The organism is Paenibacillus brasilensis (assembly GCF_009363115.1).
Lineage (GTDB): Bacteria > Bacillota > Bacilli > Paenibacillales > Paenibacillaceae > Paenibacillus > Paenibacillus brasilensis.
The window spans coordinates 2,487,439-2,504,329 of sequence record NZ_CP045298.1 but is presented as its reverse complement, the minus strand read 5'-3'; the positions used below and the strand labels follow the sequence as shown (position 1 = coordinate 2,504,329).

General features: G+C 47.0%; 15 protein-coding genes and 1 tRNA gene. 2 read left to right on the top strand and 14 right to left on the bottom strand.

All coding sequences use genetic code 11. From position 1 onward, the window contains the following. Nucleotides 1-58 precede the first annotated feature (58 nt). The 5 genes from gpmI to GCU48_RS11755 form a co-directional block, all read right to left on the bottom strand. On the bottom strand, nt 59-1,603 hold the full coding sequence (gene gpmI, locus GCU48_RS11775; protein WP_025717841.1) for a 2,3-bisphosphoglycerate-independent phosphoglycerate mutase: 1,545 nt from the start codon (nt 1,601-1,603) through the stop codon (nt 59-61). 1 nt (nt 1,604) lies between these two features. Further along, nucleotides 1,605-2,357 (bottom strand): triose-phosphate isomerase, encoded by a 753-nt coding sequence (gene tpiA / locus GCU48_RS11770; protein ID WP_013308264.1) that lies wholly within the window; start codon nt 2,355-2,357, stop codon nt 1,605-1,607. A 58-nt stretch (nt 2,358-2,415) separates the two neighbouring features. Next, complete coding sequence (locus tag GCU48_RS11765; protein WP_025717840.1) at nt 2,416-3,597, bottom strand: phosphoglycerate kinase; 1,182 nt, start codon at nt 3,595-3,597, stop codon at nt 2,416-2,418. Nucleotides 3,598-3,719: 122 nt separating this feature from the next. Further along, a complete protein-coding gene (gap, locus tag GCU48_RS11760) occupies nt 3,720-4,730 on the bottom strand; it encodes a type I glyceraldehyde-3-phosphate dehydrogenase (RefSeq protein WP_025717839.1) in 1,011 nt (336 codons plus the stop codon). A gap of 87 nt (nt 4,731-4,817) precedes the next feature. Next, nucleotides 4,818-5,855 (bottom strand): sugar-binding transcriptional regulator, encoded by a 1,038-nt coding sequence (locus tag GCU48_RS11755; RefSeq protein WP_152380111.1) that lies wholly within the window; start codon nt 5,853-5,855, stop codon nt 4,818-4,820. A gap of 234 nt (nt 5,856-6,089) precedes the next feature. On the opposite strand from GCU48_RS11755, the gene GCU48_RS11750 reads away from it, so the two are divergent. Next, nucleotides 6,090-6,164, top strand: a tRNA-Arg gene (locus GCU48_RS11750). Between the two features lie 211 nt (nt 6,165-6,375). Next, nucleotides 6,376-6,972 (top strand): ATP-dependent Clp endopeptidase proteolytic subunit ClpP, encoded by a 597-nt coding sequence (clpP, locus tag GCU48_RS11745; protein ID WP_013368815.1) that lies wholly within the window; start codon nt 6,376-6,378, stop codon nt 6,970-6,972. A gap of 80 nt (nt 6,973-7,052) precedes the next feature. Here clpP and GCU48_RS11740 read toward each other — a convergent pair whose 3' ends face one another. The 9 genes from GCU48_RS11740 to GCU48_RS11700 all read right to left on the bottom strand — a co-directional run bounded on the left by GCU48_RS11740 (nt 7,053) and on the right by GCU48_RS11700 (nt 16,770). Continuing rightward, nucleotides 7,053-8,153: a PdaC/SigV domain-containing protein gene (locus GCU48_RS11740; RefSeq protein ID WP_152380110.1), complete on the bottom strand. Its 1,101-nt coding sequence runs from the start codon at nt 8,151-8,153 to the stop codon at nt 7,053-7,055. 239 nt (nt 8,154-8,392) lie between these two features. Beyond that, on the bottom strand, nt 8,393-9,151 hold the full coding sequence (locus GCU48_RS11735) for an SIMPL domain-containing protein (protein ID WP_152380109.1): 759 nt from the start codon (nt 9,149-9,151) through the stop codon (nt 8,393-8,395). A 285-nt stretch (nt 9,152-9,436) separates the two neighbouring features. After that, nucleotides 9,437-9,706: an HPr family phosphocarrier protein gene (locus tag GCU48_RS11730; RefSeq protein ID WP_013368811.1), complete on the bottom strand. Its 270-nt coding sequence runs from the start codon at nt 9,704-9,706 to the stop codon at nt 9,437-9,439. Nucleotides 9,707-9,841: 135 nt separating this feature from the next. Then, entirely contained in the window at nt 9,842-10,786 is a 945-nt protein-coding gene (gene whiA, locus GCU48_RS11725) for a DNA-binding protein WhiA (RefSeq protein ID WP_007428149.1), read from the bottom strand. A 5-nt stretch (nt 10,787-10,791) separates the two neighbouring features. Continuing rightward, the gene (locus GCU48_RS11720; protein ID WP_152382144.1) at nt 10,792-11,778 is read right to left on the bottom strand and encodes a gluconeogenesis factor YvcK family protein; all 987 of its coding nucleotides are present in this window, start codon (nt 11,776-11,778) and stop codon (nt 10,792-10,794) included. A 12-nt stretch (nt 11,779-11,790) separates the two neighbouring features. Beyond that, nucleotides 11,791-12,690: an RNase adapter RapZ gene (gene rapZ / locus GCU48_RS11715; protein WP_025717833.1), complete on the bottom strand. Its 900-nt coding sequence runs from the start codon at nt 12,688-12,690 to the stop codon at nt 11,791-11,793. A gap of 65 nt (nt 12,691-12,755) precedes the next feature. Next, a complete protein-coding gene (locus GCU48_RS11710; RefSeq protein ID WP_152380108.1) occupies nt 12,756-13,706 on the bottom strand; it encodes an ROK family glucokinase in 951 nt (316 codons plus the stop codon). Between the two features lie 292 nt (nt 13,707-13,998). Then, a complete protein-coding gene (gene trxB, locus GCU48_RS11705) occupies nt 13,999-14,952 on the bottom strand; it encodes a thioredoxin-disulfide reductase (RefSeq protein ID WP_152380107.1) in 954 nt (317 codons plus the stop codon). A gap of 39 nt (nt 14,953-14,991) precedes the next feature. Beyond that, entirely contained in the window at nt 14,992-16,770 is a 1,779-nt protein-coding gene (locus tag GCU48_RS11700) for a tetratricopeptide repeat protein (RefSeq protein WP_152380106.1), read from the bottom strand. Between the last annotated feature and the right edge of the window lie 121 nt (nt 16,771-16,891).

Here is a 16,891-nt window from a genome sequence, read left to right as displayed (position 1 = left end):
CTTAATCTCCTTTGTGAATCATAATTTATTGGTCAAGCCTATACTTATTAAATCAAGCTTACTTGCGGGATGCAATCATAGATTTTCCTGTCATTTCCGCAGGTTGCGGAAGTTGCATTAAATCCAGAAGCGTTGGAGCTACGTCAGCCAGAATTCCATGCTCACGCAAAACGATATTCTCATCAGTCAAAATGAACGGAACCGGATTCGTTGTATGAGCTGTGAACGGACGTCCCTGCTCATCAATTTCCATATCGGCGTTGCCATGGTCGGCAATGATAACAACCACACCGCCTTTGGCTTTAACTGCATCAACAACACGTCCAACACATTCATCCGTCGTTTCTACCGCCTTAATGGTCGGCTCCAGCATGCCGGAGTGTCCAACCATATCCGGATTGGCAAAGTTCAGGATGATTGCGTCATGCTTGTCAGCTTCGATTTCCTTCACTGCAGCATCCGCAACCTCGTACGCACTCATTTCAGGCTTCAGGTCGTACGTAGCTACTTTAGGCGAGTTGATCAAAACACGGGTTTCGCCAGGCAGCTCGACATCGCGTCCGCCACTGAAAAAGAAAGTAACGTGCGGATACTTTTCCGTCTCAGCAATACGCAATTGCTTTTTGTTGTTTTGTACCAGCACTTCGCCAAACGTATTATCCAGGTTTTTCGGTTCATAGGCTACAAAGCCTCCAACCGTTTCACTGAACAAGGTCAAGCAAACAAAGTGCAGATCCTTAGGCCATTTCGGCCCACGGTCAAAACCACGGAAATCCTCATTGGTAAATACTTGAGACAATTGGATCGCACGGTCAGGACGGAAATTCAGGAAAACAACAGAGTCATTGCTCTCAACCAGCCCTACAGGACTTCCGTCGGCCTTCACAATAACGGTTGGCTCCACAAATTCATCGAACACTGATTTTTCATACGATTCCTTTAATGCTTCCAGTGGGTCAGTATATTGAGGACCTTCTCCGTATACGATTGCACGGTAGGACTTCTCTACACGTTCCCAACGTTTGTCGCGGTCCATTGCATAATAGCGTCCTTGTACGGTCGCAATTTGGCCAATGCCCACTTCCTGAATTTTAGCGATCAGCTGTTGCATGAAGCCGACGCCGCTGTCAGGCATAACGTCGCGTCCATCCATGAAAGCATGAATGTACACTTCTGTTAATCCTTCTTTTTTTGCCAGGTCCAGCATAGCGAACAGATGGCTGATATGGCTATGCACGCCGCCGTCGGACAGAAGTCCGTACAGGTGAAGCTTGGTGTTGTTCTTCTTGGCGTGCTGAACTGCTTTAACCAATGTTTCGTTATCGAAAAATTCACCCTCACGAATGGACTTCGAAATACGAGTCAAGTCTTGATATACAATGCGGCCTGCGCCGATATTCAAGTGACCTACTTCGGAGTTGCCCATTTGGCCTTCCGGCAGACCCACCGCTTCACCAGAAGCAGTCAGTGTTGCATGAGGATACTGTTTTAAATACCGGTCGTAATTCGGTTTGTTGGCCTGTGCAACCGCGTTGCCTTCCACTTTGTCGCGCAGTCCGAATCCGTCCATAATAATTAAAGCTACCGGTTTTGGTGCTGTCATCTTACTTCGCCCCCTCAACAAGCGCGATGTACGACGCCGGTTGAAGACTGGCACCGCCAACAAGCGCGCCGTCGATATCGCTTTGACCCAGGTACTCAGTAACATTTTCAGGTTTTACACTGCCACCGTACTGAATACGTACAGCATTTGCTGTATTTTCATCATACAGTTCTTTAATCAGACTGCGGATGTAGGAGATCACTTCATTCGCATCCTGCGAAGTGGAGGATTTTCCTGTTCCGATTGCCCAGATTGGCTCATAAGCAACAACCACTTGTGCAGCCTGATCCTTAGCCAAGCCAGCGAAAGCTGCTACAGTTTGCACTTTTACAACCTCTTTGGTTTGACCTGCCTCACGGTCTTCCAGCTTTTCGCCTACACATACGATCGGAGTCAGACCGTGGCGGAATGCCGCATGAACCTTTTTGTTTACCGTTTCGTCTGTTTCGTTGAAATATTCACGACGCTCGGAGTGTCCGATCACAACGTAATCTACGCCCAGGTCTTTCAGCATACCGCCGCTGATTTCACCTGTAAATGCGCCATCTTCTGCAAAGTGCAGGTTTTGTGCGCCGATTTTAATAGATGTGCCTTTTACTGCTTCAACCAGAGCAGGAAGATTAGTAAATGGAGCACAAATAACGCTTTCCACTCCTGCAACCTCTGCTTTACCTTTGATCTCTTCGATGAAGGTTTTAGCTTCTGGCACGGTTTTAAACATCTTCCAGTTACCCGCGATAATCGGTGTTCTCAATGGTTTCAACTCCTAACTATTAGGTGCCCTAAAGCTATATTACGCGCTAAGCGTTTGATTACTTATCGTTAAGTGCAACAACACCCGGAAGTGCTTTGCCTTCCATAAATTCCAAAGATGCGCCGCCGCCAGTGGAAATGTGGTCCATTTTGTCAGCCAGGTGGAATTTCTCAGCCGCAGCCGCAGAATCACCGCCACCAATGATGGTGTATGCTTCTGTTGTTGCGCAAGCTTCGGCTACTTCACGAGTACCGCCAGCAAAAGGTTCGATTTCAAATACACCCATTGGTCCATTCCAAACAACCAATTTAGAGTTTTTGATTACATCTGCATAGATTTTACGAGATTTTGGTCCGATATCCACGCCTTCCCAATCTGCAGGAATACCGTCGATGTCCACAATGTTTGTGTTCGCTGTAGCGCTGAAATCGTCAGAAATAACAACATCTACTGGAAGATAGAAGTTTTTGCCGAGCTTCTTCGCTTTTTCGATAAATCCAAGAGCTACGTCCAGTTTGGACTCATCCAACAGGGATTGACCCACTTCATGACCTTGAGCTTTAAAAAATGTATAAGCCAAGCCGCCGCCAATAATTACGTTATCTGCAATGTTCAGCAGGTTGTCGATCACGTCGATTTTGTCTTTTACTTTGGAACCGCCGATAATGGCTGTAAAAGGACGATCTGGGTTTGAAAGAGCTTTACCGATTACAGACAGTTCTTTCTCCATCAGCAAGCCGGAAACAGCCGGAAGAAGATGCGCGATACCTTCTGTGGAAGCATGAGCACGGTGTGCTGCGCCAAAAGCGTCATTTACGAAAATGTCAGCCAGCTCAGCAAATTGCTTTGCCAGTTCAGGATCATTTTTCTCTTCTCCTGGATAGAAGCGTACATTTTCAAGCAACAGCACGTCACCGTTTTGCAGTTCAGCCACTTTTGCTTTAACAGCCTCACCAACTGCTTCGTCCACTTTAACAACAGGCTTTTTGAGCAGCTCAGACAAACGCACGCCAGCAGGAGTCAGACGCATGGATTCAACGACCTGACCTTTTGGACGTCCAAAGTGACTCGCCAGGATAACTTTTGCACCTTTTTCAATCAGGTAGTTAATTGTTGGCAAGGTTTCACGAATACGCTTGTCATCCGTAATTTTACCGTCCTCAACCGGAACGTTAAAATCTACACGAACAAACACCCGTTTTCCATTCAGTTCTATATCACGTACGCTCTTTTTGTTCATCTCCATATTCCTCCGCACCCTTTTAATTTTACGAAACAGGAATTTAAGGCACATTTTGATATATAAAGAGCGGAAACAATAACTGCTGTTTCCGCTCTATGATGTTGCTCGATAAGGAATTCTTATTTAGCCAATTTAGCGAAGTATTCCAATGTACGGATCAATTGTGCAGTGTAGGACATTTCATTGTCATACCAAGCTACAGTTTTAACCAGTTGTTTGTCGCCAACAGTCAGGACTTTAGTTTGAGTTGCATCAAACAAAGAACCGAAAGTCAGACCTTTGATGTCAGAAGAAACGATTTGATCTTCAGTGTATCCGTAAGTTTCAGGATCGGAAGCTTCTTTCATCGCTGCGTTGATTTCTTCAGCAGTTACGGTTTTCTCCAGAACTGTTACCAGCTCAGTCAGGGAACCTGTTGGTACTGGAACACGTTGAGCCGCGCCATCCAGTTTACCTTTCAACTCAGGGATAACCAGACCGATTGCTTTAGCAGCACCAGTTGTGTTAGGGATGATGTTTTCAGCTGCTGCGCGAGCACGACGGAAGTCACCTTTAGCATGTGGAGCATCCAAAGTGTTTTGGTCGCCAGTGTAAGCGTGAATTGTAGTCATCAAGCCTTCAACGATACCAAATTTGTCTTGCAGTGTTTTAGCCATAGGAGCCAGGCAGTTTGTTGTGCAAGAAGCACCGGAAATTACAGTTTCAGTTCCGTCCAGAATTTCATGGTTAACGTTGTAAACGACAGTTTTCATGTCGCCAGTAGCTGGAGCAGAGATAACAACTTTTTTAGCGCCGCCTTTCAAATGTTTCTCAGCAGCTTCTTTAGTTGTGAAGAAACCTGTGCATTCCAGAACGATGTCTACACCCAGGTCTCCCCAAGGCAGTTCTTCAGGGTTGCGGTTAGCCAGAACTTTAACTTCTTTACCGTTTACTTTGAAGAAGCCGTCATGTACTTCTACTTGTCCTTGGAAAGTACCTTGTGTTGTATCATATTTCAACAGATGTGCCAGCATTTTGGAATCTGTCAAGTCGTTGATTGCTACTACTTCAATACCTTCCACGTCTTGAATACGGCGGAAAGCAAGGCGTCCAATACGTCCGAAACCGTTAATACCAACTTTAACTGTCATGAGTGAGTTCCTCCCAAAGTTCGTTTAGTTTATATATTCAAGACAGACCCGAAAGCCCGTCAAGACAACACAATTAATCAATCCATATTAACCTTTTAAATAACGGCTTACAATCTCGACAGCAGCGCCTTCGTCGGTGACAAGAATGTCTTCTTGCCCGAAGCGCAATACTGCATGAATAGCAGCCGCCTTGCTCTTGCCTCCAGCTACACCTAGCACCGTCTCCGTACGCCTAATGTCCTCCAAGCGGAGTCCAAGCGTCAGCATTCTGTGAACAACGACGCCGTCTTCGTTAAAATAATAACCAAACGATTCGGCAACCGCGCCTTCACTGCTGATCTGGGCAAAGGTTACGGGGTCAAGCTTGCGTCTGTGGGCCATCGCTATGGCGTTGCCTATCCCGTGAATGATGATACGGCTCTCTCGAATCAGGCTTAATATATCCTGAATATTCGTATCCTCAAGCAAGGAGTTGTAAGCATGATTGCTGAGCAAATCCGGTACATGGAGCAGACGGTATTGAGCGCCGACCTTGCGAGCCATCGTGGAAGCAATAGTGTTAGCCTGCATTTCCATGCTCTCTCCCAAACCCCCGCGTGCCGGTACAAACCATCCGCCCTTAAGCGGGCCGCTAGCAGGTAATGTCAGTTGTTCCGCCACATCTGCAATTGTCGTGCCACCTGTTACAGCGACAACATCCTCGTCATCCATAACACTCAGCAGCGCCTTTGCACCAGCACGGCCCAGCTCCTGCTTCGCTAACGGTGAAGCATCCGAATCCCCTGGAACGACAACCACTTTCTTCAAACCATAGGCTTGACGAATCTGATCCTCCAATTGGGACAGGCCGAACAAGTCGTTCGCAATCGGCTCCAGCTGTTCCAGCAGATCCAGTCCTGCTTTGCTCACCTTCATGCCCACACTCTCAATCTCAATTAGCCCTTGGGCTTTAAGGAGATCGGTTTCGGCGCGCAGCACGCGCTCGGTCATATCCAGTGAAGCTGCCAGTGTTCTGCGTCCAATAACATCGGACAGCATGATCTGATGCAGGATCGTGTACCTTTTTTTCAAAACATCCATGAGGTCGGGCAGAAGCTGCTTCTGTATTTCTAATATCTTTCGCATGCTTTCCACTCCCGCACACTTCTAAGTTCTGTCTCTAAGCTATATCTCTGATTGGTCTTAAAACGTCCCGGGATAACTTTTTAAGTCCCACGTATATCTTAACCAATATTTGCTCCACATGCAAGTCTATCTGATCCTATATTTCTCAACTTTTTATGTGAATATGCGCACATAATAAAAGCTTGCAATTCAATGCCGTATATCATATAATCATCTTTGTTTCCAATTATCTGTGCGCCCGTGGTCCAACGGATATGACGTAGGCCTCCGGAGCCTGAGATCGAGGTTCGATTCCTCGCGGGCGCGCCATTTTAAATGAATGCTTTAATGCTTCTATATCATGTTTTAACCAATAAGAGCGCTGAGGGCTCTTTTTTTTGACCATTAGTTTGACTTTCTTTGACTTTTTGTTTGAAATTGTTTATCATGTGGTTAATACGGTAACAGTTTATAAAGTAGGGGCATGTAGATCGGCATGTCCACCAAATCCATTAACGATATTTAAGGGAGGTTTTTTGACGTGAGCTATGTTCCTATGGTAGTAGAGCAAAGTAACCGCGGCGAACGCGCCTATGACATTTATTCCAGACTGTTGAAGGATCGCATTATTTTGTTGGGCTCGGACGTCAATGACGTTGTAGCCAACTCTATTATTGCGCAAATGCTGTTTTTGGCTGCCGAAGATCCTGAAAAAGATATTCACTTGTATATTAACAGTCCTGGCGGTTCCATTACAGCCGGTATGGCCATTTTCGATACGATGCAATACATTAAACCTGACGTGTCTACGATTTGTGTAGGTATGGCTGCTTCCATGGGTGCGTTCTTGCTGAACGCAGGTGCCAAAGGCAAACGTTTTGCTTTGCCGAACAGTGAAATTATGATTCACCAACCATTGGGTGGTGCACAAGGTCAGGCAACGGATATCGAAATCCGCGCTCGTCGCATTCTGAAAATGCGTGACAAATTGAACCGCATTCTCGCAGATCGCACAGGCCAGCCACTGGAACGCATTGAAAAAGACACAGACCGTGACTATTTCATGTCCGCTGATGATGCCAAGGAATACGGTATTATTGATAAAGTGCTAACCAGCTCTTCTCCAGAAGGTGTATAAGAGGGGAAATTCATCGCTCGATAGCTGGTAAACGAAAAAGCTGCCCCGGATGTTCGTATCCGGTAGGCAGCTTTTTTGCTTTACTGTCCTGCAAAGGGCTTTCCGCCCTGAGGCAGCAATTGGGCAAACGAGTAGGTGAACTCTGGAATTCCATACGCGTATGGTGCATATTCATACAAATCAAACACGACTGTTACCCCACTGTTGGTCACATAAAAATTCTGATCTGCCTTCAACTCTTTAAATTTATCAAAACCTTCTCCACCCTGAAGCGCATCAATTTTTTTCTTTAGGTCGTTATTGAGAAACTGCTTGTATTTGGGGTTTGCCTTCAGCACATCGGATAATTGCAGCAGCTTGCCATCAGCAAGCGAGAACGTATATCCCTTGCGTGCCGTCATGCCATGTGCGCCGCCTGTATACGAGTAATCCTGCATAATCACACTCAAAATACCATCCTTGTTATAGGCAACCGCAAAATCATTCCCAAACTCATACGGTCTTTCTGTTGTAGCCTCTCCCTCAGCCATCATCTTTTTGCCTGCTGCCAATACTCTGTCTGCTTGCTTTTTAAGCACACTGTTAATGGCATGTTGAGCCTCAGGATTCAGCTGGCTGCCGCTGATTTGCGGGTACTTAATCTTGTAGGACACCTTCGCATTACTCGAAGCGGAAAGTGATTGGGACGCAATTGTGATTGGATTTAGCTGGCTTTTACTCAACGTTACTGTTTTTTGGGCTGCATTCCACTGGGCATCGATACCCAGATAGTCTTTCAACAGACCCATAGGAATGTATAGCTTCCCGGCAATCTGTTTGGCGTCCATGTTGCGCGTGCCGATTCTATTCACATTGACATAGGTATCCGAGAAAGAAGAAATGATGTAAAGCTTGTTGTACCCGCTGCCTACGGTATATGTCGCTGTTTTGGCATCATAGCTCACCGAAATTCCCAGACTGTCGCGCAGTGCTGCTACTGGAATCAGTGTGCTTCCGTTTACCTGAACTCCTTTGGTCGCCAAGGTTTTGCCGTCCCATTGAATGGAGATTCCCGGTTGCTGTGGCGTAGCTTGCTGTTTGGTCAATGCTGCCTCAATATAAGAAACGGGAATAACTGCGGTTCCTACTAAAATTCCTGCTGCCAGGAGAGCGGAGCCCCATTTTTTCGTATGCTTGTTCATCGTAAGTATTCCTCCTGTGGTGGATCTGTATTATCTATGTGTTTTGATTGCTTTTCTTATTATATCTGTACCCTATTATATGTGGTTTACAATCTGTACACCCTCCGATTTCAATCTATACACCTAACACCCCTTAGCTATGACAGACTCATTGCAAAATGGTTTCGATATACAAACAAAGCCAGCAAGCCAACCTGCACATGATGCAAGCCGCTTGTGGCTTCGTTTAACGTACTGTATTAGTTCATTTCGTATTGGGCCGATACCTGAACCTTCACTGTCACTTGACCAGACTGTATCTCTGTTCCATTCCCTGCGTCCAAAAGAGACTTGCTCATAGCAGTCTCACGTTGTGTGAATACTTGGGCTTCTCCGCCATCTACCGTCACATTTACCAAGCCTCCCAACCCACGTTTGGCTGCCTTTGCTACAGCACTGGCTTTAGATTGAGCGTTACTGAGCGCCTTGGCAATCGCTTCTTCTTCGTAGGTGGAAGGGTCTTCTACTGAAAAGCGTACATTATCCACGTTGTTCGCCCCGGAATTTGTAGCCTCATCCAGCAGTTGACCGATTTTATCCAGATCACGGTATTTAACGGAAAGTGTATGGTTGGCAATGAAGCCTTTGAGCTTCTGACCTTCTTTTTCGTTGTAGATATAGTTAGGCTGCACGTAGAACTGGCTAGTCTGAATGTCGTCTGCACTAATGCTCCATTTTTCTTTCAGCAATTGTGTAACCTTGTTTATTTTCGTGGCATTGGCTTTTTGAGCAGCGGCCGCTGTATTTCCTTCCGATTGCACACCGATGGAAAGATAAGCAATATCGGGCTTAGCCAGTATTTCACCGCTTCCGCTCACATTTATTACACTATTCACCGTCGCGGCTGTTGATGCGGCATAAGCACGATCTGCTCCTGTCCACAATCCTCCAGCTACTCCTCCGGCCAATAATGCTCCTGTGAGAACTGCTGTACTTACTATTTTTGTCCAATGTCTCATCGTATCCAACCTCTTTCTTGAAAATGTTTGTACCTTCCAGACGGAAAGGACGAAAAAAGGTTGCAGTCAAGCATTCGCATTCCAAAATAAAGGATCAGCACGGAATATAAATTAGGTGTAGGTTGGACTAATTCCAGTTGGCATATTCAACAAAACGTTACTTTAGAGCTTTACAAAGATAAACAGCTTTTCGGAAAAACATCTAGTTTTTTTACGGATATAAAAAAAGCCCCGAGGGGCTTTTCACGAAAGAGCGTATACCGTATCACAAATATAAACAGTCGCTTACTGGTTTTCCAGCTCTACTTTACTAACCAGACTTACTAAAGCGTTTACAGCCTGTTCGGCGTCCGCACCTTCAGCACTAATATTAATTTCAGTACCTGTACTGATGGCAAGACTCATAATACCCATGATGCTCTTGGCATTAACCTTTTTGTCTTCTTTTTCCACAAAAATCTCAGATGAATATTTATTCGCTTCCTGTACGAATAACGCAGCAGGTCTGGCGTGCAGTCCTGTTTTCAAGCGTACGACTACCGGATGTTTTGACATGTCAGCTTACCCCCTCATCAAATAAATCTGGACACTACTTACTCCATTTTATTTATCACATTATAACATTAACCCGGGACAGACACTAGAAAAAAAACTAATTAAAGCGACAAAAAGCCCCAAGGACATTCTTTTTTACGGAATCAGGCCATTTTCTCCCCTGATTTTGTCCGCCATCTCGTCAATTTTGCGAAGACGGTGATTTACACCGGATTTACTAACGACCCCTTTGAGCATTTCCCCGACTTCTTTCAAGTTCAAATCAGGATGGGCGAGTCTGATTTCCGCCACTTCACGCAGCTTGTCCGGCAAGGTCTCCAGACCAACTTCCCTCTCCAGCAGCTTGATGTTCTCAATTTGCCGAACAGCAGCGCCGATCGTCTTGTTCAAATTGGCTGTTTCGCAATTGACAATACGATTTACGGAGTTGCGCATATCGCGCATAATACGTACATCCTCGAATTTGAACAAGGCTTGATGCGCTCCAATGATGCTGAGCAGTTCAATGATCTTCTCGCCTTCCTTGATGTAGAGAATAAACCCTTTTTTTCGCTCAATACAGCGGGCATTCAGATGAAACTCATTCGCAAGATCTACCAGGGCCTGACAATGCTCCTCATACATCGAGGAAATCTCAAGATGGTAAGACGATCCCTCCGGGTTGTTTACAGAGCCACCAGCCATAAAGGCGCCCCGCAGATAAGCCCGCTTACAACAGTTTTTCCGAATGATCTCCCGATTAATCCCGTCCGTGAACAAGAAGCCTTCTGATACGATGTACAAATCCTTCAGCAGCTCTTGTACACCGTTAGGAATACGGACAATGTACACATTGTTTTTTTTCAAGCGCATTTTTTTCCGTACAAGCAGTTCAATGTGAAGCTGAAAGTGCTTTTTGATCAAGGAGTAAATCCGCCTTGCAATCGCGGCATTTTCTGTGGACACGTCCAATATCACCCTTTTATTCGACAGTTGTACGGATCCGAGCATACGTATAAGCGCAGACAGCTCGGCTTTTTCACAGCAGGGCTGACTTTCAATCATTGTAAGCTCTTTTTTCGTTTGTGCCGCAAAGGACAAGGGACTCACCTCCTTCTTAATATCCAGTTTTGTACTAATTGATAAATGTGCTGGCTTAGTTTGTCTGCATCATGCCGTAAATACGTGCGGAACAGAACTAACGTATCTGCCACTACTTTATATCCCCGGTCATTCAGTTCGCTCATGTCGACTTGAACTGGCTTGGCTCCCTGCTCGGCATACATTTCCTGCACTTGAGGCGGGATTTCCCCGTTATTCACAATGACATAGTCGAAGAGATGGTGGCCTACATGCTCGTAAATAGCCTGCAGGTGATCTCCCACCGTATAGCCATCGGTTTCACCCGGCTGGGTCATGACATTGCAGACAAATATTTTGATAGCATCGGATTTCACTACAGCCTCAGCGAGCTTCGGTACGAGCAGATTGGGTAAAATACTGGTATACAAACTTCCGGGGCCAATCAGAATCGCATCGGCTTCATTAATGGCCTCTACAGCCTCAGGCAACGGCTCCACGTGAGTCGGCTCAAGAAAAACACGTTTGATTCTGCCGCCCGCTTCCGGGATTTTGGACTCCCCGGTAACAACCGTACCATCCTCCATTTCGGCACTTAACACAACACCTTCTTCGGCTGCCGGCAGTACACGCCCCCGGACAGCAAACACACGGCTAAGCTCACGCACCGCCGTTACAAAATCACCTGATATATCGGTCATCGCTGCCAAAATCAGATTGCCCAAACTATGGCCTGACAATCCTGATCCTGCACCGAAACGGTATTTTAGCATATCTGACATCACTGGTTCTACGTCAGCCAAGGCAGTCAGCACATTGCGGATGTCCCCTGGAGGGGGCATCTGCAGCTCACTGCGCAATATCCCGGAGCTTCCGCCATCGTCAGCAACTGTAACAATAGCCGTAATATCCAGTGGCTTTTGCTTCAAGCCCCGCAGCATGACAGACAAGCCGGTTCCCCCGCCCATAACAACAATACGCGGGCGCTCCCGTTGTGATCCGGTCTCTTTCATCATTTCACCTCATTAGTGCCGGTCCCGATCAGCATCCCGATGCGAAACAGAAACGGACTCTGTCTCGCTGGCACCCAGCATTTTTCCTAAATATTCCGATATCGCAACAGAACGATGCTTACCGCCGGTACAGCCAATACCGATAATCACCTGACTCTTGCCTTCTTTACGGTATTGTGGAATCAAAAAATGCAACATATCCAGCAGCTTGGTCAGGAAAGCCTGAGTCTCAGGCCATTTCATAACATAATCATATACATCGCTATCCTGTCCCGTATGGGGGCGAAGCTGGTCCACATAGTGAGGATTGGGCAGGAAGCGCACATCGAATACAAGATCGGCATCAATGGGAATACCATATTTAAAGCCAAAAGAAGTAATATTCACGGAAAGCATGCTGCTCTCCAGATGTGAAAATCTCGAAATAATCCTGGCCTTTAAGGTTGCGGGCTTCATCGTGCTTGTATCAATAACCTCAGAAGCCGAGCTTTTCAGCTCCTCCAGCATTTTGCGCTCCAGTCGGATTCCATCCAAAGGCATACCGTCTGGAGCAAGCGGATGACGTCGACGGCTTTCCTTGTAGCGTTGCACGAGAACGCCATCGTTGGCATTTAAGAATAGAATTTCACAATGAATCGTAAAATGTTCTTTAATATAATTCAATGATTCCGATAAGGCAGTAAAGAATTCTCGGCCACGCAAATCAATGACGAGCGCCACTTTACCTATTTTTCCGTTGGACTGCTCGATTAACTCAGCGAATTTGGGAATCAGCACAGGGGGCAAATTATCAACGCAAAAGAAGCCCAAGTCTTCCAGGCTCTGCACCGCAATGGTCTTCCCTGCACCTGACATCCCCGTAATAATAATGAGCGTTGCCCACGGCGCAGCATTTTTTAGGTTGTCTGTCATATGGACTTCCCTCTCCTTTTGCTTCTTCGCTCTATGTCAGTAACTGTATATCAGCAGCCTGTAAATCAGGAACGCAACAGCAAGCCTGCAGCCCCTACGATACCTGCGTCATTGCCCAGTACTGCCGGAACAATCGATACTCCTTGCTGAAGTGGCTCAGGTGCCTGCTTAGTGTATACGCGGCGCATCTCTTCAAACAAAAAGTCGCCAGCTTTGGAAACACCGCCGCCTATAATAAACAACTCCGGATTGAGCACTGCTGCCACGGCTGCCATAGATTTCCCCAAATAAAAAGCAGCCCGGTTCACGATACGTAGCGCGACCTCATCACCGGCTTTAGCAGCATCAAATACTTCTTTAGCAGCAATTTGATCCTCCAGTGCCAGAGAAGTACGATCGCCACGTTCCACAGCGTCTTTTGCCATACGGATAATGCCTGTTGCAGAAGATACGGTTTCTAGACAACCCATTTTGCCGCATCCACACTGGATAGCCTCCAGATCAGGCACGACACTCATATGCCCAATTTCTCCGGCCATACCCGAGAATCCTTGATATATTTTACCATTAATAATAATGCCGCCGCCAACACCCGTACCCAGGGTATAGCATACACAGTTATCTATGCCTTTGCCCGCTCCGGCCCATGCTTCACCAAGTGCGGCAACGTTAGCGTCATTGTCTATTTTTACAGGCTTACCGATTCGTTCCTCCAAAAGCGCACGGATCGGTACATCACGAAAGCCAATATTGGGAGCGAGGACAATAATACCATTGCGAACATTCGTAAAACCCGCAACGCCAGCACCGACACCCATCAGTTGATCCCATTCATAGGGGGATTGCTCAACAATGTGCCGCACATATTTTTCGATATTGCTGATTACAACATCTACGCCCTTATCGGTTTCGGTTGGTCCCTCATAAGTGTGCAAAAGCTGCCCGTTTTCATTACAAATGCCGACTTTAATCGCTGTACCGCCCAGATCGACACCCACATAGATACTTTCAGACATGTTTCAAGCCACCTTTATGTTTACTTAAAAACCTTGTATGAAACATATGATTAAAATCTTGACTTCATAATAGTAATCCTACGTTCCAACTATAATTGAAGCCCCCGTTACGGTCAAGGACACTTACCTATTGAAAAATGTACGATTAGCGGAACTTTTGCCCTTACTTTATCCATAAAAAGGAAAAGGCCTGTGCAAACGCAACAGGCCTCTCTTCCTCAACATCGAAATATCGCTTTATAACAGGGCTACCTTACCCCACTCTTGCCATATTGTGAGCTATAGGCTATCTTTATTGATCCAGTGTTTCGCTCCAGTCATGAACAGCGTTGCCCTCGAGATACTTCTCACAGTCCATAGCCGCCATGCAGCCCGTTCCCGCAGCCGTAATAGCCTGGCGGTAACGATTATCCTGCACGTCCCCACACGCAAAAACGCCGGGGATGTTCGTTTCCGTCGTGCCTGGCTTCACTTGAATATAGCCGTGATCGTCTGTATGGATTTGACCGTTCAGGAAGCCTGTGTTTGGTGTATGTCCAATCGCTACGAACACACCATCCGCCTCAATCAACTCATCCTGATTGTTTTCATTATTGTGTACCTTCAAGCCCTTTAATCCGGTTTCACCTGTTACGACCTCCAGAGGAGTCCGGTTTAATGCCCAGTGTACTTTTTCATTCTCGTGTGCACGGTCTTGCATGATTTTGGATGCCCGCAGCTCATCACGACGATGAACCAAGGTTACACTGGAAGCAAACCGGGTCAAGAAGCTTGCTTCCTCCATCGCCGAATCGCCGCCGCCGACCACGACAATCTTTTTCCCGCGGAAAAAGAAGCCGTCGCAGGTTGCGCACGTGCTAACTCCGCGCCCTACATTATCCTGTTCACCTGGAATACCAAGATATTTGGCAGACGCGCCTGTAGCAATAATAACCGACTCCGCCTCAATGATGCCTTTACCCTCTACCTTCACTTTAAAAGGGCGCTTGCTGAAATCCACTTCCTCTACCCAACCGGAAGTAAATTCAGCGCCAAAACGTTCAGCCTGCTTGCGCATGTTATCCATCAATTCAGGACCAAGGATACCTTGCTCAAAACCCGGGAAATTTTCAATTTCGGTCGTCGTGGTAAGCTGCCCGCCGGGCTGCATTCCCTCAATGATCAGCGGATTCATGTTAGCGCGCGCCAAATAAATAGCGGCTGTATAGCCTGCGGGACCTGTACCAATAATTATGGATTTATACATACGTTTGTTGCCTCCTTTAAGTGATGTTTGAAGCAGGTCTCAGACCTGCTTTTTAAACGTGGAGAGCGGCTGCTTCAGCTTCTGTTTGATACCACACACACTGTCAATCTGGCGTGCATAGCGGCTTACGGTCGACACAGAAATACCGTAACGGTCGGCTACTTCTTGATAGGTGACTGAATGATGATGCATTTTGGCTGTCAAATATTCCAGCGCCGCTGCCCATCCCTCAGTATGCTGAATCATCGGCACTTCAGGAGCAAGCCGATCCAAATACTCCAGCCAAAGCGACCGCAAATCGTGCTGCATGGCCAAATCTGACGGCTTGCTCATGACGGTCAGCACCTTATCGAGCACTGCCTGCCATTGCGGATCGACCGGAGCAGCAGATACATCGCCTTCGGTTAACAGACAATCCCTTTCAGCTTCCGATTGCTCCATCTGTTCTGCCTGCGGGGCCGTTTCCTGCACGCCATAATCTTGATCCGTCAGCTCTTGCAGCACCTGCAAGGCACGCTGTTTCAGCTCACCCTCCTGATCCGGGTCATCTACAAATGACTCCAGTGCCTGGCGCACCTCATCATCACCGATCAGACTCAGCGCCTGAATGACCTGAAGCTGAGTTGCCCGATCTCCGTGGCGCAAAGCCCAGAAGAAGGATGACCGTATAAGCGGGTCCTTCTTCATGCTGTCAGGCACTTGATCAGCGCCGAACTTCTCCCACATGCGGAATTGCTCCTCAAAAGGGAGATGATAATGGTAGCTGAGCACTTGTAGCGGTGTGCCCTCCTGCTGGAGTTCCTCCAGCCGGGACAGGAAAAAGCGCGGAACTTCCGAGGAAGCATCCTGCTTTTGCAAATGACTCCACAACCGCCGGGCTTCTGCATATCTTCCTGTGTTGCTGGCAGCTACTGCCGTGTAATGGTACAAAGAAGCGTCCGCACTGTTCTCTCCCGTGCCATGCAGCAATCTGCGAAAATGTCTGTACGCCTCCTCGTGGCGTCCAAGAATGCCCATGGTGGTTGCCAGCTTGAACACCTGCTCCTCCTGAAACGGTATGGTGACCGCCAAGGTTTGAACCAAGCGATCCAATTCCGGGCCGCCTCCCTCATGCTGATAAAAGATCGCCAGGTTGCACAACGCGTGCAAATTGCCCGGCTCATCCTCCAGCACTCGAAGAATGACCGTTTTGGCATTTTGGAATAATCCCATGTAGTAATAGGCGAGCGCCAGATTATTTCGCGCAGCGAACATATCGGGCTGTTCCTCCGAAATTTGCTTGAGCAATTGGGCTGCCTGAGCGAATTTCCCTTCCTCCAGCAGGACGCGGGCCTGATCATGCTCGACCACTCCCTGCCGGGCCTTAATGCGGTTCAGCTTGGTTGGACGGTCCAGCTCATAATAGAGCAGTTCCATCATTTCCTCGGCCTCATCCAGAAACTGTCCTTCTTCGTCCTCCTCCAGGTACGTGACTAAAGCTTTCTCCGCTTCTTCAAATTGCTCCATATTAGCGTAATTATTCGCCATATAGAAATAACACTCTGTCATCGACGGATCTACGTCGCTCAGAACAGAGGACAGGATCTCGTTCGAGCCTGCATAATCCCCCATCTCTGATAATATACCCGCCATATTGCAATGATTCACCGGATTATCCGGTTCATATTCAACGGCTTTACGAAAATATTTCAATGCCTTGTCATAATGATTGCGGTCCAGCGAGCGCACAGCTTTCTCAAAAAAGAAAGATGCGTCGAAACGCAAAGCAATAATCTTAGGGCTAGGTTGTTCCGATGCTCGCAGATGTTTCCCTTTCATAAATAACCAAGGCACCTCCTTTAAATATAGCTAGCATGTTCATACCCTTCAGTATACCACAACTTCAAAACGACTTGACAGTCAGTCGTTCCGCATATGCAGGATTGTTTTCCAATAAATA

What these genes read in the sequence shown, in the direction of transcription:
- gpmI (WP_025717841.1), bottom strand. Translation starts at nt 1,603, where the DNA reads ATGACAGCACCAAAACCGGTAGCTTTAATTATTATGGACGGATTCGGA.
- GCU48_RS11765 (WP_025717840.1), bottom strand. Translation starts at nt 3,597, where the DNA reads ATGAACAAAAAGAGCGTACGTGATATAGAACTGAATGGAAAACGGGTG.
- gap (WP_025717839.1), bottom strand. Translation starts at nt 4,730, where the DNA reads ATGACAGTTAAAGTTGGTATTAACGGTTTCGGACGTATTGGACGCCTT.
- GCU48_RS11755 (WP_152380111.1), bottom strand. Translation starts at nt 5,855, where the DNA reads ATGCGAAAGATATTAGAAATACAGAAGCAGCTTCTGCCCGACCTCATG.
- GCU48_RS11740 (WP_152380110.1), bottom strand. Translation starts at nt 8,153, where the DNA reads ATGAACAAGCATACGAAAAAATGGGGCTCCGCTCTCCTGGCAGCAGGA.
- GCU48_RS11735 (WP_152380109.1), bottom strand. Translation starts at nt 9,151, where the DNA reads ATGAGACATTGGACAAAAATAGTAAGTACAGCAGTTCTCACAGGAGCA.
- GCU48_RS11730 (WP_013368811.1), bottom strand. Translation starts at nt 9,706, where the DNA reads ATGTCAAAACATCCGGTAGTCGTACGCTTGAAAACAGGACTGCACGCC.
- GCU48_RS11720 (WP_152382144.1), bottom strand. Translation starts at nt 11,778, where the DNA reads ATGAAAGAGACCGGATCACAACGGGAGCGCCCGCGTATTGTTGTTATG.
- rapZ (WP_025717833.1), bottom strand. Translation starts at nt 12,690, where the DNA reads ATGACAGACAACCTAAAAAATGCTGCGCCGTGGGCAACGCTCATTATT.
- GCU48_RS11710 (WP_152380108.1), bottom strand. Translation starts at nt 13,706, where the DNA reads ATGTCTGAAAGTATCTATGTGGGTGTCGATCTGGGCGGTACAGCGATT.
- trxB (WP_152380107.1), bottom strand. Translation starts at nt 14,952, where the DNA reads ATGTATAAATCCATAATTATTGGTACAGGTCCCGCAGGCTATACAGCC.
- GCU48_RS11700 (WP_152380106.1), bottom strand. Translation starts at nt 16,770, where the DNA reads ATGAAAGGGAAACATCTGCGAGCATCGGAACAACCTAGCCCTAAGATT.